The sequence below is a fragment of the Prosthecobacter fluviatilis genome (assembly GCF_042655725.1).
Taxonomy (GTDB): domain Bacteria; phylum Verrucomicrobiota; class Verrucomicrobiia; order Verrucomicrobiales; family Verrucomicrobiaceae; genus Prosthecobacter; species Prosthecobacter fluviatilis.
On the sequence record NZ_JBHSMQ010000001.1, the window covers coordinates 218909 to 241259 of the forward strand.

The 22351-nt window shown below is 60.3% G+C and carries 17 protein-coding genes and 1 tRNA gene; 15 read left to right on the plus strand and 3 right to left on the minus strand.

Translation table 11 applies throughout. The features are described 5' to 3' along the window. Positions 1 to 45: 45 nt before the first annotated feature. The 6 genes from ACFQDI_RS00820 (at position 46) to mscL (ending at position 8254) form a co-directional block, all read left to right on the plus strand. Complete coding sequence (locus ACFQDI_RS00820; RefSeq protein WP_377162400.1) at positions 46 to 1083, plus strand: patatin-like phospholipase family protein; 1038 nt, start codon at positions 46 to 48, stop codon at positions 1081 to 1083. Beyond that, positions 1037 to 2524, plus strand: a complete 1488-nt coding sequence (locus ACFQDI_RS00825; protein WP_377162402.1) for a phenylacetate--CoA ligase family protein — start codon at positions 1037 to 1039, stop codon at positions 2522 to 2524. Before ACFQDI_RS00820 ends, ACFQDI_RS00825 begins: the two co-directional genes overlap by 47 nt. A gap of 4 nt (positions 2525 to 2528) precedes the next feature. Further along, positions 2529 to 3800: a thiolase family protein gene (locus ACFQDI_RS00830; RefSeq protein WP_377162404.1), complete on the plus strand. Its 1272-nt coding sequence runs from the start codon at positions 2529 to 2531 to the stop codon at positions 3798 to 3800. Positions 3801 to 3835: 35 nt separating this feature from the next. Beyond that, complete coding sequence (locus tag ACFQDI_RS00835; RefSeq protein WP_377162406.1) at positions 3836 to 5872, plus strand: 3-hydroxyacyl-CoA dehydrogenase NAD-binding domain-containing protein; 2037 nt, start codon at positions 3836 to 3838, stop codon at positions 5870 to 5872. A gap of 26 nt (positions 5873 to 5898) precedes the next feature. Then, the gene (locus ACFQDI_RS00840) at positions 5899 to 7755 is read left to right on the plus strand and encodes an acyl-CoA dehydrogenase family protein (RefSeq protein WP_377162408.1); all 1857 of its coding nucleotides are present in this window, start codon (positions 5899 to 5901) and stop codon (positions 7753 to 7755) included. Between the two features lie 91 nt (positions 7756 to 7846). Further along, entirely contained in the window at positions 7847 to 8254 is a 408-nt protein-coding gene (mscL, locus tag ACFQDI_RS00845; RefSeq protein WP_377162410.1) for a large conductance mechanosensitive channel protein MscL, read from the plus strand. 4 nt (positions 8255 to 8258) lie between these two features. Here the strand turns inward: mscL and dnaB are convergent, their stop codons facing one another. Further along, on the minus strand, positions 8259 to 9770 hold the full coding sequence (dnaB, locus tag ACFQDI_RS00850; RefSeq protein WP_377162412.1) for a replicative DNA helicase: 1512 nt from the start codon (positions 9768 to 9770) through the stop codon (positions 8259 to 8261). 262 nt (positions 9771 to 10032) lie between these two features. On the opposite strand from dnaB, the gene ACFQDI_RS00855 reads away from it, so the two are divergent. The 9 genes from ACFQDI_RS00855 (at position 10033) to ACFQDI_RS00895 (ending at position 19805) form a co-directional block, all read left to right on the plus strand. After that, entirely contained in the window at positions 10033 to 11748 is a 1716-nt protein-coding gene (locus ACFQDI_RS00855) for a tetratricopeptide repeat protein (RefSeq protein ID WP_377162414.1), read from the plus strand. A 71-nt stretch (positions 11749 to 11819) separates the two neighbouring features. Then, a tRNA-Ala gene (locus ACFQDI_RS00860) sits at positions 11820 to 11895 on the plus strand. Positions 11896 to 12186: 291 nt separating this feature from the next. After that, entirely contained in the window at positions 12187 to 13284 is a 1098-nt protein-coding gene (dnaN, locus tag ACFQDI_RS00865; protein ID WP_377162415.1) for a DNA polymerase III subunit beta, read from the plus strand. A gap of 26 nt (positions 13285 to 13310) precedes the next feature. Beyond that, positions 13311 to 13799 (plus strand): hypothetical protein, encoded by a 489-nt coding sequence (locus ACFQDI_RS00870; protein ID WP_377162417.1) that lies wholly within the window; start codon positions 13311 to 13313, stop codon positions 13797 to 13799. A gap of 112 nt (positions 13800 to 13911) precedes the next feature. Beyond that, on the plus strand, positions 13912 to 14775 hold the full coding sequence (locus ACFQDI_RS00875) for a prephenate dehydrogenase (protein ID WP_377162419.1): 864 nt from the start codon (positions 13912 to 13914) through the stop codon (positions 14773 to 14775). Between the two features lie 5 nt (positions 14776 to 14780). Beyond that, positions 14781 to 16163 carry a 3-phosphoshikimate 1-carboxyvinyltransferase gene (gene aroA, locus ACFQDI_RS00880; RefSeq protein ID WP_377162421.1) on the plus strand — a complete coding sequence of 461 codons (1383 nt, stop codon included), beginning with the start codon at positions 14781 to 14783 and terminating at the stop codon, positions 16161 to 16163. Next, positions 16160 to 16801 (plus strand): (d)CMP kinase, encoded by a 642-nt coding sequence (cmk, locus tag ACFQDI_RS00885; protein ID WP_377162423.1) that lies wholly within the window; start codon positions 16160 to 16162, stop codon positions 16799 to 16801. The genes aroA and cmk overlap by 4 nt, the downstream gene beginning before the upstream one ends. A 10-nt stretch (positions 16802 to 16811) precedes the next feature. Next, positions 16812 to 17426, plus strand: coding sequence for a lysophospholipid acyltransferase family protein (locus ACFQDI_RS00890; protein WP_377162425.1), 615 nt, complete (start codon positions 16812 to 16814; stop codon positions 17424 to 17426). A gap of 252 nt (positions 17427 to 17678) precedes the next feature. Then, entirely contained in the window at positions 17679 to 19805 is a 2127-nt protein-coding gene (locus tag ACFQDI_RS00895; protein ID WP_377162427.1) for a hypothetical protein, read from the plus strand. Positions 19806 to 19865: 60 nt separating this feature from the next. Here the strand turns inward: ACFQDI_RS00895 and ACFQDI_RS00900 are convergent, their stop codons facing one another. Together ACFQDI_RS00900 and ACFQDI_RS00905 are read right to left on the minus strand one after the other, a co-directional pair. Beyond that, positions 19866 to 20273, minus strand: a complete 408-nt coding sequence (locus tag ACFQDI_RS00900; protein WP_377162429.1) for a DUF2721 domain-containing protein — start codon at positions 20271 to 20273, stop codon at positions 19866 to 19868. Between the two features lie 19 nt (positions 20274 to 20292). Continuing rightward, on the minus strand, positions 20293 to 22260 hold the full coding sequence (locus ACFQDI_RS00905; protein ID WP_377162431.1) for a bifunctional aldolase/short-chain dehydrogenase: 1968 nt from the start codon (positions 22258 to 22260) through the stop codon (positions 20293 to 20295). Positions 22261 to 22351: the final 91 nt, after the last annotated feature.

Below are 22351 nucleotides of genomic sequence, written 5' to 3' on the forward strand. Positions count from 1 at the left end.
TTTTCTCAGAGCGGGGGTCTAAAAGCATAACAACCACCGCAGGTCATGAACAACCAGCTCCAACTTCCCTTCCAGGGATGGAGACGTGCCGAAGAAAGTTCAAAGCACGGCTCAGGGGGAGGGAAGGCACCAAGGATCGGGCTCGCTTTGTCCAGCGGCGGTGCGCGTGGTCTGGCACATGCCGGGGTGATCCAGGTGCTCGAAGAAGAGGGAATCCCGATCACTGCCATCGCCGGTTGCAGCATGGGGGCGTATGTGGGTTCCCTCTGGGCCGCCGGCCTCAGCGGTGCTGACCTCGAGGAACGAGCACGGGAGATCAAAGACCGCGCCACGCTGAAGTCGCTGATGGATTACATCATTCCTCCTTCGGAAGGGCTGATCCGCGGTGAAAAGCTGCGCAGGCACCTTGAGAGAGATCTGGGTGAAAAGACCTTTGCGGATCTGGACAAGCCCCTGATCGTCATAGCCACAGATCTGGACCGTCTGACTCCGCATGTGTTTGATTCCGGCCGTGTTTCGCATGCGGTGCATGCCAGCTCGGCCATTCCGGCGGTCTGTGCTCCGGTGAGCCTGAACGGCCGGCGCTACACCGATGGCGGTGCTTCCGAGCCCCTTCCGGTGACCATCCTGAAAAAACGCTTCCATCTTGATGCGGTCATCGCGGTGAACGTGATGCCTGCGCCGGATGACTTCGAGTCCAAAAGCGACCGCGGGTTCATGTCCGAGGACAAACCTGCCTTCCAGGTTTTTTCACGCATGTTCCGCACCTTCTGGCAGAAGGTGAACCTGCTCGCCTATGGGAACGTTCTGGACACCTTCCGCCGCGCTCTGATGGCCGCGCAGCTGCACCTCATCGCCAAGGAGGAAGCTGCTGCGGATGTGGTGATCCATCCGCACTTTGTCACCTCGACGTGGCATGACTTTGAAAATTTCGGGCAATATCTGCAGGCCGGTCGTGACGCCGCAACCGCCGCGCTGCCTGCCGTTCGTGCCCTGCTAGAGACAGACACCAACCTCAACCAGGAGACAATCAGCCATGAAATTGCTCCGTCACACACCCGATTGGAACGCCACGCCGCCTGAGGCCTGGCGAGAGTGGCAGCTCACGCAACTGCGTGAGTACCTGAGCCGCCGCGTCGTGCCCTTCAGCGCGCATTACCGCCGCGTTTTTGAAGAGCATTCCATCCAGCCTTCAGACATCAGATCCTATGAGGACTGGAGCCGCGTGCCGTTTACTTCAAAGAAAGATCTCGCCAACCCGCGTGACTTTGTGCTCGTCCCGGATGAAACAGCGCTCCGCCATGAGCCCGGCATGCTGCTGACAGCGCTGCTGCATGGCCGGGCTGCTGCAAAGGAGAAGGCAGAGGCCGAGTTTCGTCCCATCCTGCTCACCAGCACCACGGGGCGCTCCTCGGATCCCGTGCCGTTTCTCTATACCAAGCACGATCTGGAGAACCTTAACATCAGCGGCACGCGGCTGATGCTCGCGGGGCGCTCGCAGCGGGATTTCAAGCACGTCAATCTCTTCCCGTACGCGCCCCATCTTGCGTTCTGGCTGGCGCATCACGCCGGGCTTGGCTTTGGCACATTCATGCTCAGCACCGGCGGCGGCAAAACACTCGGCACCGACGGCAACATCAGGCTCATCGACAAGATCCAGCCGGACATCCTCATCGGCATGCCCACCTTCATCTATCATGTGCTGCGTGAGGCCTATGAAACCGGCAGGCAGTGGCCCAATTTGAAAAGGCTTGTTCTTGGGGGTGAAAAAGTGGCCGATGGTCTGCGGGCGCGTCTTCGGGAGCTGGCCACATTGCTTGGCAGCCCTGACACGCACGTCATGGCCACCTACGGCTTCACGGAGGCGAAGATGGCCTTTCCCGAATGTGTCGGGCAATCCCTTGATGCCAGCGGCTATCACCTGAGCCCTGACCTCGGCCTGGTGGAACTGATCAACCCGGAAACTGGAGATGTTGTTCCCGACGGACATCCGGGTGAAATCGTCTTCACTCCTCTCGATGCGCGTGGCACGGTGGTGGTGCGTTACAGGACGGGAGACATTGCCGAGGGGGGGATGACCTGGGAGAAGTGCCCCAACTGCGGACGCACCTGCCCGCGGCTGCTGGGCCCGATCTCGCGGGTCAGTGAAGTGCGCGAGCTGCATGTGGACAAGCTGAAGGGAACGCTGGTGAACTTCAACCTCCTTGAACACCTGCTGGATGACCAGAAGGGCATCGCCGCCTGGCAGATCGAGCTGCGCAAACGCCACGATGACCCATTGGAAATGGATGAGGTGCATCTGCATGTCACCGCTGAACCCGGTGTGCGAGAGTCCGAACTGGAGCTCGCCGTTTCCCGCCGTTTCCATGAAGCCACGGAGATCACGCCGAACGGTCTCCACTTTCACACACTTGCCGAACTCCGTGATCAACTGGGAGTCGGCCGCCTCCTGAAGGAGGAAAAAATAGTCGATCACCGGCCCAAAAACCAACCTGCCGCCGCCAGTGTGGCACTCAGCTCCTAAAGCCATGAAAACTCCCTCTCTAGTCATTGTATCCGCCGTGCGCACGCCTTTCTCCCGCGCCGGGTCTGATCTCGCCCACCTTGATGCGGTCGAACTGGGCCGCCATGCCGTCTCATCACTGCTCACCCGCACGGGGATCGACCCCATGCTGGTGGATGAAACGATCCTCGGCTGCGTCGGCCAGCCTCCGGAGGCCATGAACATCGCGCGCGTGATCGCGCTGCGTGCCGGGCTTCCGGAAGCAAAGCCGGCCATGACGGTGCACCGCAACTGCGCCTCCGGCCTGGAGGCCATCACACTGGCGCATGCGAAGATGTGCGCGGGTCAGGGCGAGGTCTTTGTGGTGGGCGGGACGGAGAGCATGAGCAACATGCCCTTCTATTTTTCCCGCCCGGCGGTGGAAAAGTTCACCGCGCTGAGCCGTGCGCGAGATTTCGCCGGCCGAGCCAAAGCCGCGCTGCATTTCCGCCCGGCGGATTTTGCGCCCGTGATCGGGCTGAAGGTGGGGCTGACGGATCCGGTTTCGAGCCTGAACATGGGCCAGACCGCCGAGGTGCTGGCGCGTGAGTTTGGCATCTCCCGCGAGATGCAGGACGCCTTTGCCATGAGGAGCCACCTCTGCGCCACCCGTGCCAATCACCTGCTGGGCCAGGAGATCGCGCCGGTGCTGGGCGCGCACATGGTGGAGGCGGACAACGGCATTCGCTCAGACTCCAGCCTGGAAAAGCTGGCCAAACTGAAGCCCCTTTTTGACACCGTGACCGGCAGCGTGACGGCGGGCAATTCCAGCCAGATCACCGACGGGGCCGTGGCTCTGCTGGTAGCGACGGAGGAAGCCGCCGCCGCGCACAACTGGAAGCCGATGGGCCGCCTCGTCAGCTATGCCGCCACCGGGTGTGACCCTGCACGCATGGGACTTGGGCCGGTGCGCGCTGTGGATGCTGCGCTGCACCGCAGCGGCTGGAAGCTGGATGATGCGGATGTGTTCGAGATCAACGAGGCCTTCGCCGCGCAGGTGCTTGCAGTGATGAAATGCCTGGCTGATCCCGCCAGTGCTCGCAGAGCGGGGCTGGAGGCTCCGCTGGGCGAGCTGGACCCCGCGAAGATCAACGCCTGCGGCGGTGCCATCGCGCTGGGGCATCCTGTCGGAGCCACGGGTGCGCGTCTTGTGCAAACTGCGCTGAACCAGCTGCATGCCACCGACACGAAGCGCGCTGTCGTCAGCCTCTGCGTCGGAGGCGGGCAGGGGATGGCGGCGTGCCTCGAAGCCTTGTGAATTTATGTCCGTGAAATCTCATCCAACCCAAAGCCATGAAAACACTCTTTCACAACTGCCCTTCGATCATCCACGATCCTCCCCATGTGCTGGAGGACATCATTCACGGTCATCCGGTGCCGCCGAAGCATTTCCGGCTGGACATTGATCACGACGGAGTCGCCTGGATCACTTTTGACACGCCGAAGTCATCTGCGAATGTCTGGAACGAGGAGACTCTGCGTGAGTTCAACCATCTGCTGGAAGTCATTGAGCATGACACGCGTGTCAAAGCCCTGGTTTTGCGAAGCGCCAAGGAGCGAATTTTCGTCGCGGGTGCTGACATCAAGGCCATTCGCAGCATGCAACCTGTGCGGGTGAATGAGCTCATCTGGCTCGGGCAGGCTGTGTTTGACCGGCTCGCACGTCTGAACAAGCCCAAGGTCGCAGCGATCCACGGCGCCTGCATGGGGGGAGGATTTGAAGTCACTCTTGCCTGTGACTGGCGCATCGCCAGCGACCATGAGAGCACCAAGATCGGCCTGCCGGAGACTCAGCTGGGCATTCTGCCTGCGTGGGGAGGCTCCACGCGGCTGCCGCGCATCATTGGTGTGCGCAAGGCGCTCGATCTCATCACTTCAGGCAAGCTGCTCAATGCCAGTGCCGCCAAACGTGCTGGGCTCATCAGCCATGTGGTGGCGGCAGAGCGTCTGGAGGTTCTTGCCCGGCGTCTGGTGCAGGGCAGGCGTCCGGAACCGATATACCGCTTTGAAAATCTGTTTTCAGCCATCATCGGGCGCATGGCGAAGCGCAAGGTGCTCGAAAAGACCCGCGGGCTTTATCCGTCGATCCTGAAGGCCGTCGAGGTGGTGACGCATGCGGTGCATGGTGAGATTGAAAAAGGACTGCTGCTGGAACGCAACGCCGTGGCTGAACTGATCGAGAATCGCGACTCGGCCCGGCTGATCGATCTTTTTTTCAAGCGCGAAGAAGCCAGCAAACGTGCTGTGACGGGCGGCACAGCGCTGCCTCTCACCGATGCCACTGTCATCGGAGCCGGGGTGATGGGGGCTGGCATCGCGCATACACTCGCTTCGCGAGGCGTCCGTGTTCTCATGACGGACGTCTCCAACGACAGCCTCGCGCGTGGACTGGAACGGATTCATGGCCTCGTTTCAGACGCCACGCGCCGCAGGCTGGTGACTCAGGTGCAAGGCCGTGACACGCTGGACCGGATCAGCACCACGCATGTGAAGGTGCCGCTGAGCCGGCACCACCTCATCATCGAGGCTGCCACGGAAAACATGGAGCTGAAGAAGAAGATCTTTGGCGATCTGGCGGCCCGTGTTTCTGATGACACGATCCTGGCGACAAACACCAGCGCGCTGTCGATCGCGGAACTGGCGCACAGCGTGCCTCATCCGGAGCGCGTGATAGGGCTGCACTTCTTCAATCCGGTGCACCGCATGCCGCTGGTGGAGATCATCACACTTCCTGAAACGTCCGCAGATGTGCTGGCCACGGCGGTGAGCTTTGTGCAGAAGATCGGCAAGACGCCCGTGGTTGTGAAGGACAGCCCCGGATTTCTGGTGAACCGCATCCTGGTGCCTTATCTCATGGAGGCGGTGCGGCTGAACCAGAGCGGGGTGCCGGTGAAGGACATCGACGACGCCATGCTGGAATTTGGCATGCCCATGGGGCCGATGCGCCTGCTGGACGAGATCGGGCTGGATGTGGCGGCGCATGTGGCGCGTACGCTGGCCACCGCCTTTCCAGACCGCTTTCCGAACAGCGATGCGCTCGACAAGATGGTCAGTGCCGGGCAGCTGGGCAAGAAGAGCGGCCAGGGCTTCTACCGATATGAAAAGGGGAAGGAGATCGCGCCTGCGAGACATGCGGACCTGCCGAAGCACGAAAGCATACAGACCAGGCTGGCGCTGCTGATCAGCCAGGAGGCGATGCGCTGCCTCAAAGAGGGAATCGCGCGCAACGCAGATGACATCGATCTGGCCATGGTGCTCGGCACCGGCTACCCGCCGTTCCGCGGCGGCCCCATCACTTTCGCCCGGGATACGGGCATCATTGATTATTGACCCAACCTCAACTGGAGAACCAAGCCATGAAAACCACTCTGGAAGAACCCAAGTCCGAAGCCCGGACCCACATCGACACCTCCCGCATGAATGCGGGGCAGCGTGCCGCACTCGAAATGGCGGAGGCCGCCCGAGATGAACGCCGCAACAACGGAATCGCCGCCGGCATCTTTTTCGGCGAACCGGATTTCAACAAGCTGCTGCCGTTTCCTAAACAAAGCGTCGAGGACCACGATCAGGGAGACGCATTTCTGCACCGGCTCGAAGAGGTGCTGGACAAGCATGCGAACCCTGATGAGATCGACGCGACAGGCGAAATCCCTGAAGTGCTGCTGAGCGAGCTGGCGCGCATTGGCGCCTTTGGCATCAAGATCCCGCTGCGGTACGGAGGTCTGGGACTATCGCAGACGAACTATTCGCGGGCGGCGATGCTGCTGGGCAGCCGCTGCGGCAACCTCGCGGCGCTGCTTTCGGCCCATCAGTCGATCGGGGCGCCGCAGCCGCTGATCCTGTTTGGAACCGAAGAGCAGAGGGCCAAGTATCTGCCGCGCTGTGCCAAAGGTGAGATAAGCGCCTTCGCCCTGACTGAGAACGAAGTGGGCTCTGACCCGGCACGGATGAAGACGGAAGCCAGACTCGATGAGAGCGGTGAAAACTACATCCTCAACGGGGAAAAGCTGTGGTGCACGAACGGCACGAAGGCCGGGCTGATTGTGGTTATGGCGAAAACGCCGACGGCGGAAAAGCCGCATGCCACGACCGCATTCATTGTGGAGACGAGCTGGCCCGGCGTCGAGGTGCTGCACCGCTGCCGCTTCATGGGACTCAAGGCGCTGTACAACGGGGTCATTCATTTTGACAACGTGCAGGTGCCTGTGGCGAATGTGCTGGGCGGAGTGGGTCGAGGGCTGAAGGTGGCGCTGACGACTTTGAACACGGGCCGCATCACGCTGCCCGCCGCCTGCACCGGTTTGTCTCAGCGCTGTCTGGATATCAGCAAACGCTGGGCCCGCTCGCGTGAGCAGTGGGGCCAGCCGATCGGCCGACATGCCGCCGTGGCTGACAAGCTCAGCCGCATGGCCGCCGACACCTTCGCGATGGAGAGCATCGTGCGCTATGTCTCGGCCCTGGTGGACCGTGACAAGCATGCGGACGTGCGGCTTGAGGCTGCCATCGGCAAGCTGTGGGGCAGCGAGAAGTCCTGGCGCATCATGGACGACACGATGCAGATGCGAGGGGGGCGGGGATTTGAGACGGCGGCTTCGCTGAAAGCACGAGGAGAAGTGCCCGAACCGGTTGAGCGGCTGTTCCGTGACTCACGGATCAACACGATCTTTGAAGGCAGCAGCGAGATCATGAGGCTGTTCATCGCGCGCGAGGCGCTGGAGCCCCACCTGAACCTGGGGGCGGATGCGGTGAATCCGACCCTGCCGTGGAAGGTGCGTGCCAAGGCCGCCTTGCGGGCCGCGCGGTTTTACGCCGGGTGGTATCCCAGGAAGTGGCTGCCGCTGGGGGCCGGAGATGTGAAGGAGCTGCTGCACCCGGCTTTGCAGTTTGAGCTGGATGCCATAGCGCGGCAGAGCCGAGTGCTGGCGCGGCGCCTGTTTCTGGCGATGGCGCTGAACGGCCCCAAGCTGGAAAGGCGGCAGGTGCTGCTGGGGCACTTCGTGGATGTGGGGGCCGAACTGTTTGTGTGGGGCTGCACGCTGGCGCATGCGCAAAGCCGGGTGAATGACTCATCCATGCCAGACGTGGAAATCGACCGGCTGGTGAGGCTGGTGCGGTTCTTTGGCCGGATGGCACGTGAGCGCATCGCCAGCAGCTACCGCCATCTGAAAGAGAACCTGGACCAGGAGAGCTGGCAGGTCGCGCAGGAGGTCTGAGCGCATTTTATGCTGGCCTGATGCCTGCTGAAGGGGTTAAAACGTGGCTGGTTTCAAAACCGGCCACGTTCACTTCACCCTCCACACCGCCATGCTTAAAGAATTCAAAGCTTTTATCCTCAAAGGCAATGTCGTTGATCTCTCCACGGGGGTCATCATTGGAGCCGCGTTTGGCACCATCGTCACCGCTTTCACCAAAGGCATCATCGAGCCGATTCTCAAAGCCATAGGCGGCAATCCGAATGTCTCGCTGGGCATCAAGATCGGCGAGTTCATCAATGAAAAGGGGGAGAAAACGGCGAACATGCTCGACATCGGCATGATCATCAATGCGGTGATCGGATTCCTGATCACGTCTGCGGTGATCTTTTTTGTCATCGTGAAGCCGGTGAACACACTCCTGGCCAAAATGAAGAAGGAGGAGGCGGTCGCGCCGCCACCTCCGCCTGCCGCAGACATCGTGCTGCTCACGGAAATCCGAGATCTGCTGAAGAAGTAGGCCTTTAAGGAGACTCTGGCTCCTCGAATCGTTCGACGAAACGCATGGCGTGGTCGATGAAGCGGAGGAGAACGTCGTCGGTGGGGCCGTTTCGGTTTTTGGCGAGGATGAGCATGGCCTCGCCCTTCTTTTTCTCTTCGGCCTCCTCGTCTTCGACCTCCATCTTGGCGCCGGCGTAGTCGGAGCGGGTGAGGAGGCCGACCATGTCGGCGTCCTGCTCGATGGAGCCGGACTCACGAAGGTCAGAGAGAACGGGGCGCTGGCCTTTGCGGGACTCGACGGCGCGGTTGAGCTGGGCGAGAACGATGATGGGGACATTGAGCTCCTTGGCGAGGCCTTTGATACCGGCGGAAATTTCGGCGATTTCAATCTGCCGGTTGTCCTTGGCTCGGCGGCTCTGGGAGGTGACGAGCTGGAGATAGTCGATCATGATCATCTGGATGCCGTGCTGCTTTTTGAGGCGGCGTGATTTGGCGCGCATTTCCATGATGTCGAGGCCTGGGGTCTCATCGATGAAGATGTGGGCTTTCTGCAGGTCGCGGGTGGCCTTGGCCAGGGCATCCTGCTGAGCTCGGGAGAGCAGGCCGCGGGAGAGATCCTGCATGCTGAGGCGCGCCCGGGAGACGAGAAGACGACGGACGAGCATGGTGGCGCTCATTTCCAAGCTGAACACGGCGCAGGGGATGTTGCAGTCCACGGCGATGTGCTCGACGACGTTCATGGCGAAGGAGGTCTTGCCCATGGAGGGACGGGCGGCGATGACGAACATTTCACCGCCCTGGAGGCCGGAGCTCATGGCGTCCAGCTTGCTGTAGCCGGTGGAGAGGCCGCGCAGCTGGCCGGGATGCTCGAGCATGTACTGGATGCTGTCGATGGCATCCATGACATGGGTGGAAAGCGTCTTGATGCCCTCTTTGGCGCCGACGGATTCGCGGACGGCGAGGATGCGCTGCTCGGCGTGGTCGATGAGTGTGTCGATGTTTTCATCCATCTGCTCCTTACCATGCTCATAGGAGTGATGGATGTTGAGGGAGCTGGCATGGATGAGCTCGCGGAGGATGTGCTTATCCAGTACGATCTTCTTATAGTACGGGAAGTGGGAGGGGATGGGGACGAAGGCGAAGAGCTCTGAGATGGCAGCGGCGCCACCGACTTTGTCGAGGAGGTTTTGCTCACGCAGGGCGTGAGTGAGGGTGACGGGGTCGACGGGGAGGTTCTTGTCGTAGAACTCAAGGAGCTTCTCATAGACGGTGCGATTGGCGTCATGATAGAAGGCGAGAGCGGGGAGGTTGACGCGGCAGTCGCTGAGGCGCTCGAGGGGGTCCTGAAGGAGGCAGGAGAGGACGCCTTTCTCAGCTTCGTCACTGAAAGGGAGGGCGCGGTTGAAGGAAGCGAGAAGCTCTTCTGCAGAGGGGACTTCGTTGCGTTTTTTGAAATTCTCCCGCTTTTTGGCAGGCTCGGCACCACTTTTAGGCGGTGTGTCTGATGTCGCGGTGGGAGTGGAATTTTCGGCCATGGAGAGCGGGCAGGATGGAGGGCTGAGGATTTGCGTCAATGACGTGCTCAATCGTGACAAGGCCGAATTTTGCCTGTTTTGGGATGATTTCGGTCGTTTTGAAAAAACCGCGTCAACGACACCCCCTCAGAAATTTGTGTGTGAGATTTTGTGCGACCCAATAATATACTTTTATCAAAAGCTTGATGTGTCTGTGGTTCCTGGTGAAAAATGAACATATCCGGAACGACCGGATCAAACGCCCCTCTCAATAACAACCAATATGCTACTTACAGCCCTCAAACTTAAACTCGCGGCCCTCGTCGCGGTCGCTGGCATCGACACTGCCGAAATGCCCGGAGCATCCAAAGAGTTCACCGACATTCTCACAGCTCTCAAGGCTGATCAGGACAAGGTTCAGGCCAACCCAGGAGCAGGCCCTGACGTGAACAAGTCTTTCAACGACGCCGTGGCGAAAATCCGCGAACTGGCGCAGAAGGATGACAAAGACGCCATCTACGCGCTGGCCCATTGGGGAGTGCTCAGCGGTGCGAACATCAATGAAGTCGCCGCTCTTTTCCGCAAGGCTGCGGACAAAGGACAGATCCTTGCCAAATCCGAACTCGCCCAGGTGCTGATGCAGGCCGGTGCGCAGAACCCGGACGCAGTGAAGGAAGCCATCAAGCTGATCAAGGAAGCTGAAGCCGCAGACAACAAGGTTTCCCGCCGCATGCTGGCCCAGCTGCATCTGCAGGGCGTGACCGAAGGTGACAAAGGCCTCGTGGTGGTGGAGAAGAGCCCGGTGAAAGCCAAGGAGCTTCTGGAAAAGGGTGAGAAAGCCGGTGACGGTGAAGCGACCCTCGGACTGGCCCAGATCTACTCCGCCGGAGTGGAAGGCGTCCCGCAGGACCAGAAGAAGGCTCTTGAGTACCTCATCGAAGCCGGCAAGCAGGGCAGCGCAGTGGCCCTGAGCACCTATGGTGCCCGCCTGCTGAACGGCGACCCTGACACGAAGGAGAGCCCCAAGCTTGTGGCCAAGGACGTGCAGGCTGCACTGAAGATGTTCAACGAGGCTGCTGAAAAGGGCCTTGCTGCTGCGAACCGCATCCTCGGTCAGATCTATGAAAACGGTGTCGGTCAGGACGGCGCTGATGTGAAGCAGGACGTGGTCAAGGCATTCGACTACTACACCAAGGCCGCCAACGGCAACGACCCGCAGGCTCTCTTCCGCCTCGGCAATGCCTTTGAAACGGGCATCATCAAAGACCCGAAAGGCAAGCGTGACGACAAGGACAACATCCTGATCCAGCCCAATCCGAAGAGCGCCCTGGACCTCTACCGCCTCGCCGCCCAGAACAACCTGGCCGAAGCCTTCTACAACGTCGGCGTTTACTATGAAACCGGCACCGTGGTGGACAAAGACCCTGCCAAGGCATTCACCTTCCTGATGAAGGCCGCCACCGCAGGCATCGCCCAGGCCATGAACCGCCTTGCCGGTCTCTATGCCAACGGCACCGGAGTGACCCAGGACGTGGTGGCAGCCGCAGGCTGGTACCAGCGCGCCGCAGACATGGGCTTTGCCCCTGCGCAGATCGCTCTTGGCATCCTCTATGAGCAGGGTGCAGGCGTGCGCCAGAGCCGCATGGTGGCCGCTGGTCACTATGCAGATGCAGCCCAGCAGGGTGTGGCCCTGGCGATGCTTCGCCTGGCCAACCTGTATGCCGTCGGTGTGGTTCCTGGCACCCCAGAACTTCCCCGTGCCTGGGCCTACGCCATGCAGGCTGACGAAGTCGCCCAGAAGAGCGGCAACAAGGCCGACATGGATGTCACCGCAAACGTGATCAAGCAGCTCGAAGCTAAGATGAAGCCCGAGGAAGTCACCGAAGCGAAAAAGATCTATGACAAGCTGCCGAAGCCCCAGGCTGCAGCCGCTCCTGCCGCCGCAACGGTGCAGGATCCCGTCCCCACCAAGAGTGGTGATGCAAAGAAGAAGAAATAGCACTTGTCAAAGCACCGCTCTTTGCTAGTCTCCGGCTCCCCAAATCAGGGGAGCCGGTTTTTTTTAATTCCGGGGCATTAGCTCAGTTGGTAGAGCGCCTGCATGGCATGCAGGAGGTCAGCGGTTCGAACCCGCTATGCTCCACCAAACCGCGTGCCGTTTTTCTGATGGTGAAACCAAAAACCATCGAGCAGTGCCAAAACTGAGGGCCTGCCAGCGAAGCTGCCCTGCACAATCTGCGAGTTTCAATTTTTTGAGGCGGCAGCTCTGACAATCTGTGAGAGTATGCGGCGCGTTGACCCTCTGTGCGCATGAAATGACAGGCCCGAAGAAAATGAAGGAAGTCAGATTGCAGTTAGACACCCGGATTTTTCCGCTCAATATCCTTGCCGTTTCATCGGGGTTTGTTAACAAATCGACCCATAGCAGGCATTTTATATGAAGTTTACCATCAGCAAAGAATCCTTCCTGGATGCTATCAACCAGGTTCAGCATGTGGTCAGTTCGCGCACCACGCTCGCCATTCTCTCCAATGTGCTGCTCAAGGCGAAGGATGGGAGGCTCGAGCTTACCACCACGGACCTTGACGTCGGCGTGACCTGCTCGGTTCCCGCCGAGGTGGATGAGCCTGGCGCCACCACCCTCCCAGCCCGCCGTCTGGCCACGATCGTGCGTGAGCTGCCGGCCGAGGAAATCGAGGTCAAGGTGGACGAAAAGAACGTGGCCTCCATCCGCAGCGGCCCCAGCTATTTCAAGGTGCTCGGCCTGACGAGCGAGGAATTCCCCGCGCTGCCCCGGTTTGATGACGCACGCGAGTTCCGCATCGAGCAGCAGGTGCTGCGCGACTGCCTGCGCAAGACCAGCTATGCCATTTCCACGGATGAGACGCGCTATGTCCTCAACGGCATTTTGTTTGCCTTCAAAGACAATGCCCTGACAATGGTGGCCACGGACGGCCGCCGTCTGGCCATGGTCGAGCAGGAGCTGGAATTTCCGCAGAGCCAGGAGATCGATATCATTGTGCCGACCAAGGCTGTGAATGAGCTTTCCCGTCTGCTGGGAGACTCCGGCGAGGTTGCCATCCGTGTCACCGGCTCGCAGGTGGGTTTTGACCTGGGCGAGAGCCTGCTGGTGAGCAAGCTCATCGACGGCAACTACCCGAACTACCGGCAGGTTATCCCTGGGGAGTCCAAGGAGCGCATTCCTCTGGAGCGCGAGGCTTTCCTGCGTGCCATTTCACGTGTGTCCCTTCTGGTCACTGAAAAGTCGAACTCGATCAAATTTATCTTCACCCCTGGCAGCGTGGAAATCGTCGCCACGTCTCCGGATGTCGGAGAGGCGCGTGAGACGGTGGCCATCAACTACAAGGGGGCTTCGATCACCATCGCGTTTAATCCGGAATTTGCGATGGCACCGCTGCGCAATCTGAGCGCGGATGAAGTGCATCTGCACCTCATTGATGAAATCAGCCCAGGGGTGCTGCGCAGCGGCACCAATTTCCTGTATGTGCTGATGCCCATGCGTGTGAACGCCTGATCCCTCCTCTCTTCAATCAACACGCCATGAAACGCTCTCTGCAGGCATCCTTGCTGATAATGACCGCCGCCGGCTTCACCGCATGCCCTGGCCCCAATCCACCGCCTCCTGGAGGCGGGCGTGGGCGGTCTTTGGATGTGCCACCACGCTATGGCGTCCCGCAGGAGCAGTCTCAGTATTTTGACAAGGTCGATCTGACAGACCCGAACGCTGCAGCGGTGCAGACCCCTGACCCGAATGCCCCTGTGACGGGTGACAACGTCACGGCCCCGCCTACGACAGGAAACACGACGGCCCCGCCTCCTGTTTCTGTGACTCCTCCAGGAAGCACCCCGCCTCCTGCGCCAGCTCCGACAGCACCCGCCGAGATCCCGTTCGCCACGCGCATTGCTGGCAAGCCAGGCTTTGTCAAAAGCCCGTTTGATCCGAATGGGCAGGCGATTGATGTCCGGGACTTCCAGTCTGGCCAAAAAGCACGCTGCCCCTACACTGGGAAAGTGTTCCGTGTGCCCTGAGCCGTCTCCCCGTCCCACCTTATGTTATCTTGGGCGGGGGCTGGTGTGACCTGAGCGGGTGCTTGTGGCCTGATCTCAGGGCTTTAGGATTTGACTCTTTTGCATACCCTTCGTGTCCGTCGAACGTTCCATTGCCATTTTCAGTCCCGGCCTGCTTGGCGGGTCACTGGCCAAAACGATCCAGCAGCGCATGCCCGGAGTGGAGGTGCGTGTCTGGGCGCGGCGTGATGAGGCCGTGGAGGAGGTGAGGCAAGTTCTTCCGGGGGTGATCGCCAGCAAGGACATCTCTGCCGTCATGCAGGGAGTTTCTCTGGCGGTTTTGTGCATGCCGATCCAGCACATGCCAGATATTGCCCGTCAGATGGCGCTGTGTGAGCTTGCCGAGGACTTGATTGTGACAGATGTCGGCAGTGTGAAAGGCGGTGTGGTGAGCGAACTGGAGGCCATTTTTCTGCCCACCAAGGCGGCCTTTCTCGGCAGCCACCCGATGGCGGGCTCGCAGCGCACCGGCCTGGCGAATGCTCGGGGGGATCTTTTTCACCAGGCGGCATGCATTTTGACGCCGACAGCTCACACGAGGCCGGAGCATCTTGCAAGGCTGCGCATGTTTTGGGTCAAACTTGGCTGCCGCATGCAGGAAATGACGCCGCAGCAGCACGACCACTGCGTGGCGCGCGTCTCGCACCTGCCGCACGCCATGGCCGTGCTGACGACGCTGGCGGCCCTGAGCAAGGACACCCGGGTTCTGGACAGCTCTGCCGGCGGTTTTCGTGACACGACCCGTGTGGCGGGGGGGGATCCGGCCATGTGGGCGGGGATTTTCATGCAAAACCGCGCTGAGGTCATGGCTGCCCTGCAAGATGCATCATCTGTCCTGAGAGAGTTTCTTGAAATGCTCGAGAGCATGGACGAAGAAGCCCTCCGCCGCTTTCTCGCGCAGGCCAAAGCCCTGCGCGACCTCCTTCCGGCGGTCTGAAGATCATGGCCAGCCTCACGTCGAAGAAACTCAAAAGTATCCCTGCCGAAATCACCGTCCCTGGTGACAAAAGCATTTCCCACCGTTCCGCGATGTTTGCCGGACTCGCGAAGGGCACCACCATCATTGACGGCTTTCTTCCCAGCGAAGACTGCCTCTGCACGGTGCATGCGATGCAGGCGCTCGGCGCCACGATGGAGCCGCTGGAAGAGGTGGAGGGAGTGGGGCTGGTGAAGCTGGCGATCACTGGCAACGGCATGAAGCTGAAGGCTCCCGAGAAGCCGGTGGACTGTGGCAACTCGGGCACGACCATCCGTTTGCTTTCGGGCATCCTGGCTGGGCAGGACTTCAAAACCGAGCTGTTTGGCGATGCTTCTCTCTCGAAGCGGCCCATGAAGCGTGTTGCGGATCCTCTGGGCCAGATGGGGGCAAAAATCACCGGCCAAGGAGAGAAAATTTGCGCCCCGCTCACCATTGAGGGGTCTGCCTTGAAGTCCATTTACTACAAGCTGCCCGTCGCGAGTGCTCAGGTGAAAAGCGCCATTTTGCTGGCCGGACTCTACGCCGCAGGCAAGACGACGGTCGTGGAGCCGGTGGCTACGCGTAATCACACTGAGCGTCTCTTCTCCCACTTTGGCATCAAATGGCTGCGCGAGGACGACTGTGTCAGCGTCTATGGCGGACAGGAGCCGAAGGCCAACGACATCACCGTGCCGGGGGACATTTCCAGTGCTGCGTTCTGGATGGTGGCTGCCGCTGCCTCGCCGGGCTCCCAGATCACCCTCAAGAATGTGGGTCTCAATCCCACCCGTACCGGAATCATCACCGTGCTGCTGCGCATGGGGGCCCAGGTCACGAATTCTGAGACGCATTCGGAAGGCGAGCCCAGGGGCAACATCACTGTCCGCGGAGGTGATTTGAACGCCACGGTCATTGGCGGGGCGGAAATCCCCAACGTCATTGATGAGCTGCCCATTCTGGCGGTAGCGGCTGCGCTGGCCCGGGGCAAAACGCTGATCCGCGACGCCTCCGAACTGCGGGTAAAGGAGACGGACCGAATCGCGGCGGTGGCCTCCAACCTGCGCCTGATGGGGGTCACAGTGACGGAGCACCCAGATGGCATGGAAATCGAGGGTGGGGCCAAGCTGCATGGAGCCACGCTGCCATGCTACGGAGATCATCGCATCGCCATGGCGTTTCTAGTGGCGGGGATGTTTGCCGAAGGCACCACCACGCTGGAGGGGGCTGAGTGCATCTCCACCTCGTACCCGGGTTTTGAGCGTCATCTGGACCTCTTCCTGAATGGGGACGCCGGTGCACGGCCGATCCCGGTTGTGTCCTCAGTTCCCCAGCCGCTGGTGGACAAAATGAACCGTGACAAATCATGAGCGTGGCAGCTTCTGTGATCACGATAGACGGGCCTGCTGCTTCAGGCAAAAGCAGCATCGCACGTCTTGTCGCGCAGCGGCTTGGCCGGACCTACGTCAACACGGGCAACATGTACCGTGCCATGACCTGGGCGGTGCTGCAGGCTGGAGTGGACCCGAAGAATGCCGATGCGGTGCGTGCTGCTGCGGCTGACGTCGTCATCGAATCGCCCGTTGTGGAAGGGAAAATCCAGATCTGCATTTCCGGGCGGACGCTGACGGATGCGGAGCTCAACAGCGATCTCGTCAATCGTGCGGTTTCACTGATCGCCAGTGTGGGTGAAGTGCGCGACCGCCTTGTGGCTGACCAGCGCGCGCTTGCGGCCACCGGCCCCCTGGTCATGGAGGGGCGGGACATCGGCTCTGTGGTATTTCCTGACAGCCCGCACAAGATCTACATTGATGCGAGCGAAGAGGTGCGCGCGAGCCGTCGTGGAGCACAGGGGCTGACGGATCAGATTGCCGAGCGGGACCGCATGGACAAAGAACGCAAGAACAGCCCGCTTGTGATTCCCGCAGGAGCTATCGTCATCGACAACTCCCACATCACTCTTGAGGAGGCTGTAGATCAGGTGATCGCGGCATTGCAACTGACCTAACCGAGAACGGATGATGAACCTCTCCTACTGGCTCTGTCGTCGCATCTTTCGCGAGCTTGCCCTCGGGTTGTTTGATTACCGGGTGGTGGGTGCTGAGAAACTGCAGTTCTCCGGGCCAGCAATCGTCGCATGCAACCACGTGAGCTTTCTGGATCCTCCGCTTGTGGGAATCGCGTTTGACGAGATGGTTTACTCATTTGCCCGAAAAACGCTTTTTGATCATCCGCTTGCAGGAATGATTTTGCGAAGCTGGCAGGTGATTGCAGTGGACCGTGAGAAGCCTGACGCGGCTTCGCTCAAGGCGACGATACGTCTGCTGCGTGACGGCAAAAAGGTGGTGATGTTTCCTGAAGGCACACGCAGCTACGACGGTGTGCCGCGGGCTGCCGAAGCAGGGGTGGGGCTGTTCATCGCGAAGGGCAATGCACCTGTGCTGCCCGTTCGGCTGTTTGGCACGCATGAGGCTTTTCCGAGAGGGGCCAAGACACTGCGCCCGGCCAAGATCACGCTTGTGGTCGGCGATCTCTGGCAGCCTGATCTGAAAAGCTACAAGGAGTCCGGCAAAGAACTCTACCAGTCCCTTGCAGATGATGTTATGCGCCGGATCGCTGAGCTTAGAGTTTGAGCAGGGCCGAAGTGAATGTGCCTGACAAAAAAACACAGGCACGGAGAGGATCTGAAAACAAAATTCTGATCCATCTCAAAACAAGCAATGTGGAAAGCTAGGGAATGCGTGGTTTTTCAGAATTTCTCCACAGAAATCGTTACAGAAGATTCGTCTTCCGTTTAATCTTATTCGTGTAATGGAACAACGTCTGCTTAAAGTAATTCAAATCATCTCAGTCACTCTGTAATGTCTCCGCTTCGGTCCTTGATCGTGAAAACCGCTCTTCCGATCAAACCTCAACCCTCATCGCTCTCCCAAGCACAGCCCGGGTATGAAGAATTCAGCCCGACGGGTGGACCATGGCTGGTGAAGCAGACTTTCATGCGCGCGGAGACGGTCTGGCTTTCGTCCATGCTGGGTGCTTATTTTCCTTCGCTGCCTCGTGTGCTGGACATGCTCAACGAGGGCACGCAGACGAATGTGATGCTGGGAAGTGCGCCAGGCGAGGGGGTGAGGCAGTACTGCAGCCGAGTTGGTCCGTTGCCGATAGGCATCGCGTGCATCCTAGTATGGAGACTGGCGGTGGAGTTGGAGGCGCTGGAGTCCTTCCTGCCTGAGGCGGTTTCATTTGTCGATCCGCTGAGCTGCCGTGTGGGGCTTTGGCAGCAGGATTTTTTACAGCTGTTTGTGGACCGCTTTGAGACGCGACCCCTCGGGCGTGCAGAGATCGCCTCAAGAGTGTTGCAGGTCTGCGCGATGCTGATCAAAGGCCATCCGACCGAGCCGATCAGCGCGTCAGTGGCGGCCAAAGTGCCTTCGTCATTGCTGACGCATCTCCGGGAGTGGCAGTCTGCGGGAAGCACTTTGCTGACTCTGGGGCAGATCAAAGGGCTGATGCTGATGGCAACTGCGGCTGTGACACGCGGGTTGCGCGGCTCCAACATGATGTCGCAGCTTTTTGCGAATGAGCGCTGGCATCCGCTGCTGCCATTCCAGCGGACCACACCGCATGTGTATGGGCGTGCCGAAGGGTCGCGCATGCCGGTGATCTCCGTCCGACTTTCGAGGCTGCTGGCCCACCGGCACCGGCTGACAGAGATCGAAGTCCTGATGCTGCACAACCGTTTGCGCGAACAGGCTGCGGCAGTGCCGGTGCTGGGGCTGGCGCTGGATCCAGAGCATATTCTGCTGCGCCTGCCCGGGCTGCGGGAAAGTGCGCATGACTCCAAGATGCTGGACATACGCCTGGACAGCCTGCCAGAGTTTACGGTCGCCCTGGAGTCTGCGGCTGAATGCCTGACTTTGGGAAGATCTCCGGTGGTCATCCGGGAGGCCGTGGAACCAGGCAAGCCGTTTTCGGATCTGCGGGGTGACATTGACGAACAGCTCAGCCGCCTCTGGCAAACCTTGCAGGATGGCACGTTCAGCCTTTCCGGCTACAACATGGAGGCCATAGGCAACAGAGAACTGCCGGGGCAGTTTTTCTGCTATCTGGGGACGGCTTTTCAACGTGGTGGGCGGATTCAAAGCACAACGCCGCCGCGCAGCACGGTGGTGGCCCAGCAAGCGCAGCAGACACCGCTGATGTCAGCACCGCAGCGGGAGGTGCAGGCTGCCATGACGGAAGAAAGAGTGAAACCGCTCTCCGTTTTTCCTTTGAACCAATCACCCGATAAGCTACCGCAACACCCTATGAAGATGATTCTTATCACCGCTGGCAGCGGGGGCACCGGCAAAAGCACGATTGCCCGCCTTATTTACGAACTGGCTAATTTTGAAGAGCGCGATGACGTGGCCATGTTTGATTGTGATGCTTTGGGCAACCGTGACTTCCAGAAGATTTCTCCCAACAAGATTGAGTCCATGCCCATCGACAATGTGGATTCCATGCGTCGCATCGTGGAGACGGCGATGGATGGAAAGCTTGTTCTGGCGGATCTGCCGGCGAGCTGTCAGGACATCCTGGGGCGTGATCTGAACCCTGAGATCATCCAAAGTCTGCGTGAGGATGACGGCCTTCACTGGCTGCCCATTCACCCTGTGACCGCCAAGGCCGCGACGCTGCCTGCCATCAAGCAGTGGCGCACCTCCATCTTTGGAGAAGCGCCCTCCATCGTGGTGGTGAGCCTCAAAGACGGTCCGGTTTCCTCCGAACTGCTGGACGAGATCATCCGGCCGCAGGATCTGGTGCTGCGCATGCCGGTGCTGGATCAGAGCCTGGCGGCTGCGCTGGATGCCTCCAACGCCACCTGGATGGACATCCTTGAAGGACGTGTGCAGGACAGCCACCGCATGTTTGGCAACCCGCTGGTGAAGCGCCAGCTGCGCTTCAAGCGCAAGGAGTGTGAAGACGCTCTCTTTCCGCTGCTGCGCCGGATCATCAAGGACCCCAGCTAGGCAGAGCTGCCTGCATACTTTTCGCGATCAGCCCGGTCACAAGCCGGGCTTTTCTTTTGCCTACTCGTCCCGGCATTTCACGTCCTGCAGGTGCAGATCCAGTGCCGTGCCGGACATTTGAATTTCCACCAAGGTCAGAATCAGAGATGCCAGCATGAGCAGCAGGCTGATGCCAAAGGTGATCTGGCCGCCGGGCTGCTGCCCGAAGAAAATCAAGGTCATGCTGGCCACACAGAACATCATGCTCAGCACGCCCATGGATTGCATGTGCTTGATGATGCGGATGCGTTTCCGCAGGCTCCGAATCTGTGCCAGCAGCATGGGCTCCTGAGTTGCCTGCCAGTTGGCATGCAGGCCACGGACGACAGTGGCCAACCCCAGAAAGCGGTTGGTATGCGCCAGCAGAAGAAGCGAGATGGCGGGGAAGAGCAGGGAGGGAGTCGAAAGGGGGAGCTCTGGCAGTGTCATGGCTTTCCCCTTTCAGAGCTTAGATCACCCGGTCATTCCCACCATCCACCGGGATTTGCGCCCCGGTGACTTTGGCGAAGAGGGGGGAGGCCATGGCGGAGACCATGTTGCCGATGTCCTTGGATTTGATCTCCACCTTCATGAGGTTTTTGGTCTTGTACTCCTCAACGGTCATGCCGTAGCGGCTGGCGCTCTTGAGCAGGGCTTCGGGGGTCCAGAGCTTGGTGTCGAACACGGCGTCCGGGTGGACGATGTTGACGCGGATCTTGTGAGGGGCGAGCTCGAGTGCGGCGACGCGGCAGAGCTGGGTGAGGGCGGCCTTGGAGCAGGAGTAGGCGCTGGCGCCGGGGCCGGGGGCTTTGAAGTTGCGGCTGCCGACGAAGATGATGCTGGCATCGATGCCCTGCTTCACATAGGGGATGACCTTGTTCATCAGCTTTTGATGGCTGGTGAGGTTGATCATGAGGGTGCGGTCCCAGTCGCCCTGCGCCATGGTGTCGAGAGGGTCGTTCTTGGGGAAGATGCCGGCGTTGCTGACGACGATGTCGATGCCGCCGAATTCGCGCACGGTGAAGTCGATGGCGTCCTGCACGGGCTGGTCTTCGGTGAGGTTCACGACGATGCCGATGCCGCCGATCTTTTTCATGATGTCGGGGATCTCCTTGTCGATGTCGAGACCGACGACCTGAGCGCCTTGCTCGGCGAGGGATTCTGCGATGGCGAAGCCGATGCCGGCGGCGCAACCGGTGACGAGGGCAACCTTGCCCTGATGCACCTTGCGTGCGGGGCCTTTGCGGAGCTTGGCCTGCTCGAGGTCCCAGTATTCGATTTCGAAGATGTCTTTCTCTGGCAGGGGCTCCCAGCCGCCGACGGATTCACCGAGCTGCACGGTGGCGACGGTGGACTCAGCGATGTCAGCGACGATCTTGGCGTCCTTCAGGGTGTCGCCAAAGCTGACGACTCCCTGGCCCGGCCAGATGGCGAAGCGTGGGGCGGGGTCGAGCATGGTCTGGCCGCTGGCGTGACGGCTAAAGTAAGCGGCGTAGTCGTCTGCGTAGCTCTGCACGCTGGCGTCGAGGTCTTCACCGATGAAGGCGGGGGCGCGCTTGGTGCGGATGCTGTGGTCCGGGGTCAGGGGGCCGCGGGTGCCGAAGGTGGAGACGTTGGCGAGATTGGCATAACCGACGGCTTCGGGGGAGGCATTGAGGCGTGCGATTTGCGGGAAGCCACGGCGCTTGGAGACTGCCTGCCGCAGCTTGGCAAGGGCCATGAGGTCCGTGGAGGCAGCGGCAGTGGCGGCTTTGGCACCTTTTTTGGCGAGGTAGTCTTCCGCCATGGTCACCATTTCGATGTGGAGCTCGTAGCTCTTGCGGGCGTCGTCGTCGAAGGTGAAGAGGCCGTGTTTGAGCAGGACCATGCCCTGGATGCCTTCTTTGCGCAGGTCGCGGCCCGCGATGAGATCGGCGATGGTCTTGGCGAGGATGAAGCCGGGCATCACGTAGGGGACGACGATGACGCGGCTGCCGTAGATTTCCTTCACACGGGCTTCGCCTTCTGAGTTGCAGGTGAGGGCGGAGATGGCGTTGGCGTGGCTATGGTCAACGAACTTGAAGGGGAGGATGGCGTGCAGGATGGCCTCGATGCTAGCTGCAGGCGCATTGGGATTGGTCATGGCGGCGCGCTGCTGCAGGACCATGTCTTCATCGCTCATGGCAGCGAGTTTGGACATTTTGAGGAGGGCGTCCATACGCACGGGGGAGAAGCCGGCACGCTCGATGGTGGCCAGATCCCAGCCGCTGCCTTTGACGTAGCAAAGCTCGACGTCGTCGCCGAAGTAATCCTTTTCCGTGACCTTGACCGAGGTATTGCCGCCGCCGTGGAGGACGAGTGCGGGATTGCGGCCGAGCAGGCGTGAGGTGTAGACGCGTTGTCCGAGCAGATCGGTGCCGAAAGTGGCGGCTTCTTGGTCGTTCCAGAGGGATTGCATGTTGGGGAAAGGGGAGTCCAGACTTGGGGGCTGGAAGAGGGGATGTCAAGAGGGCAGGGGGCAAGAAGTCGTCAAGCGAGGCCTGCATAGG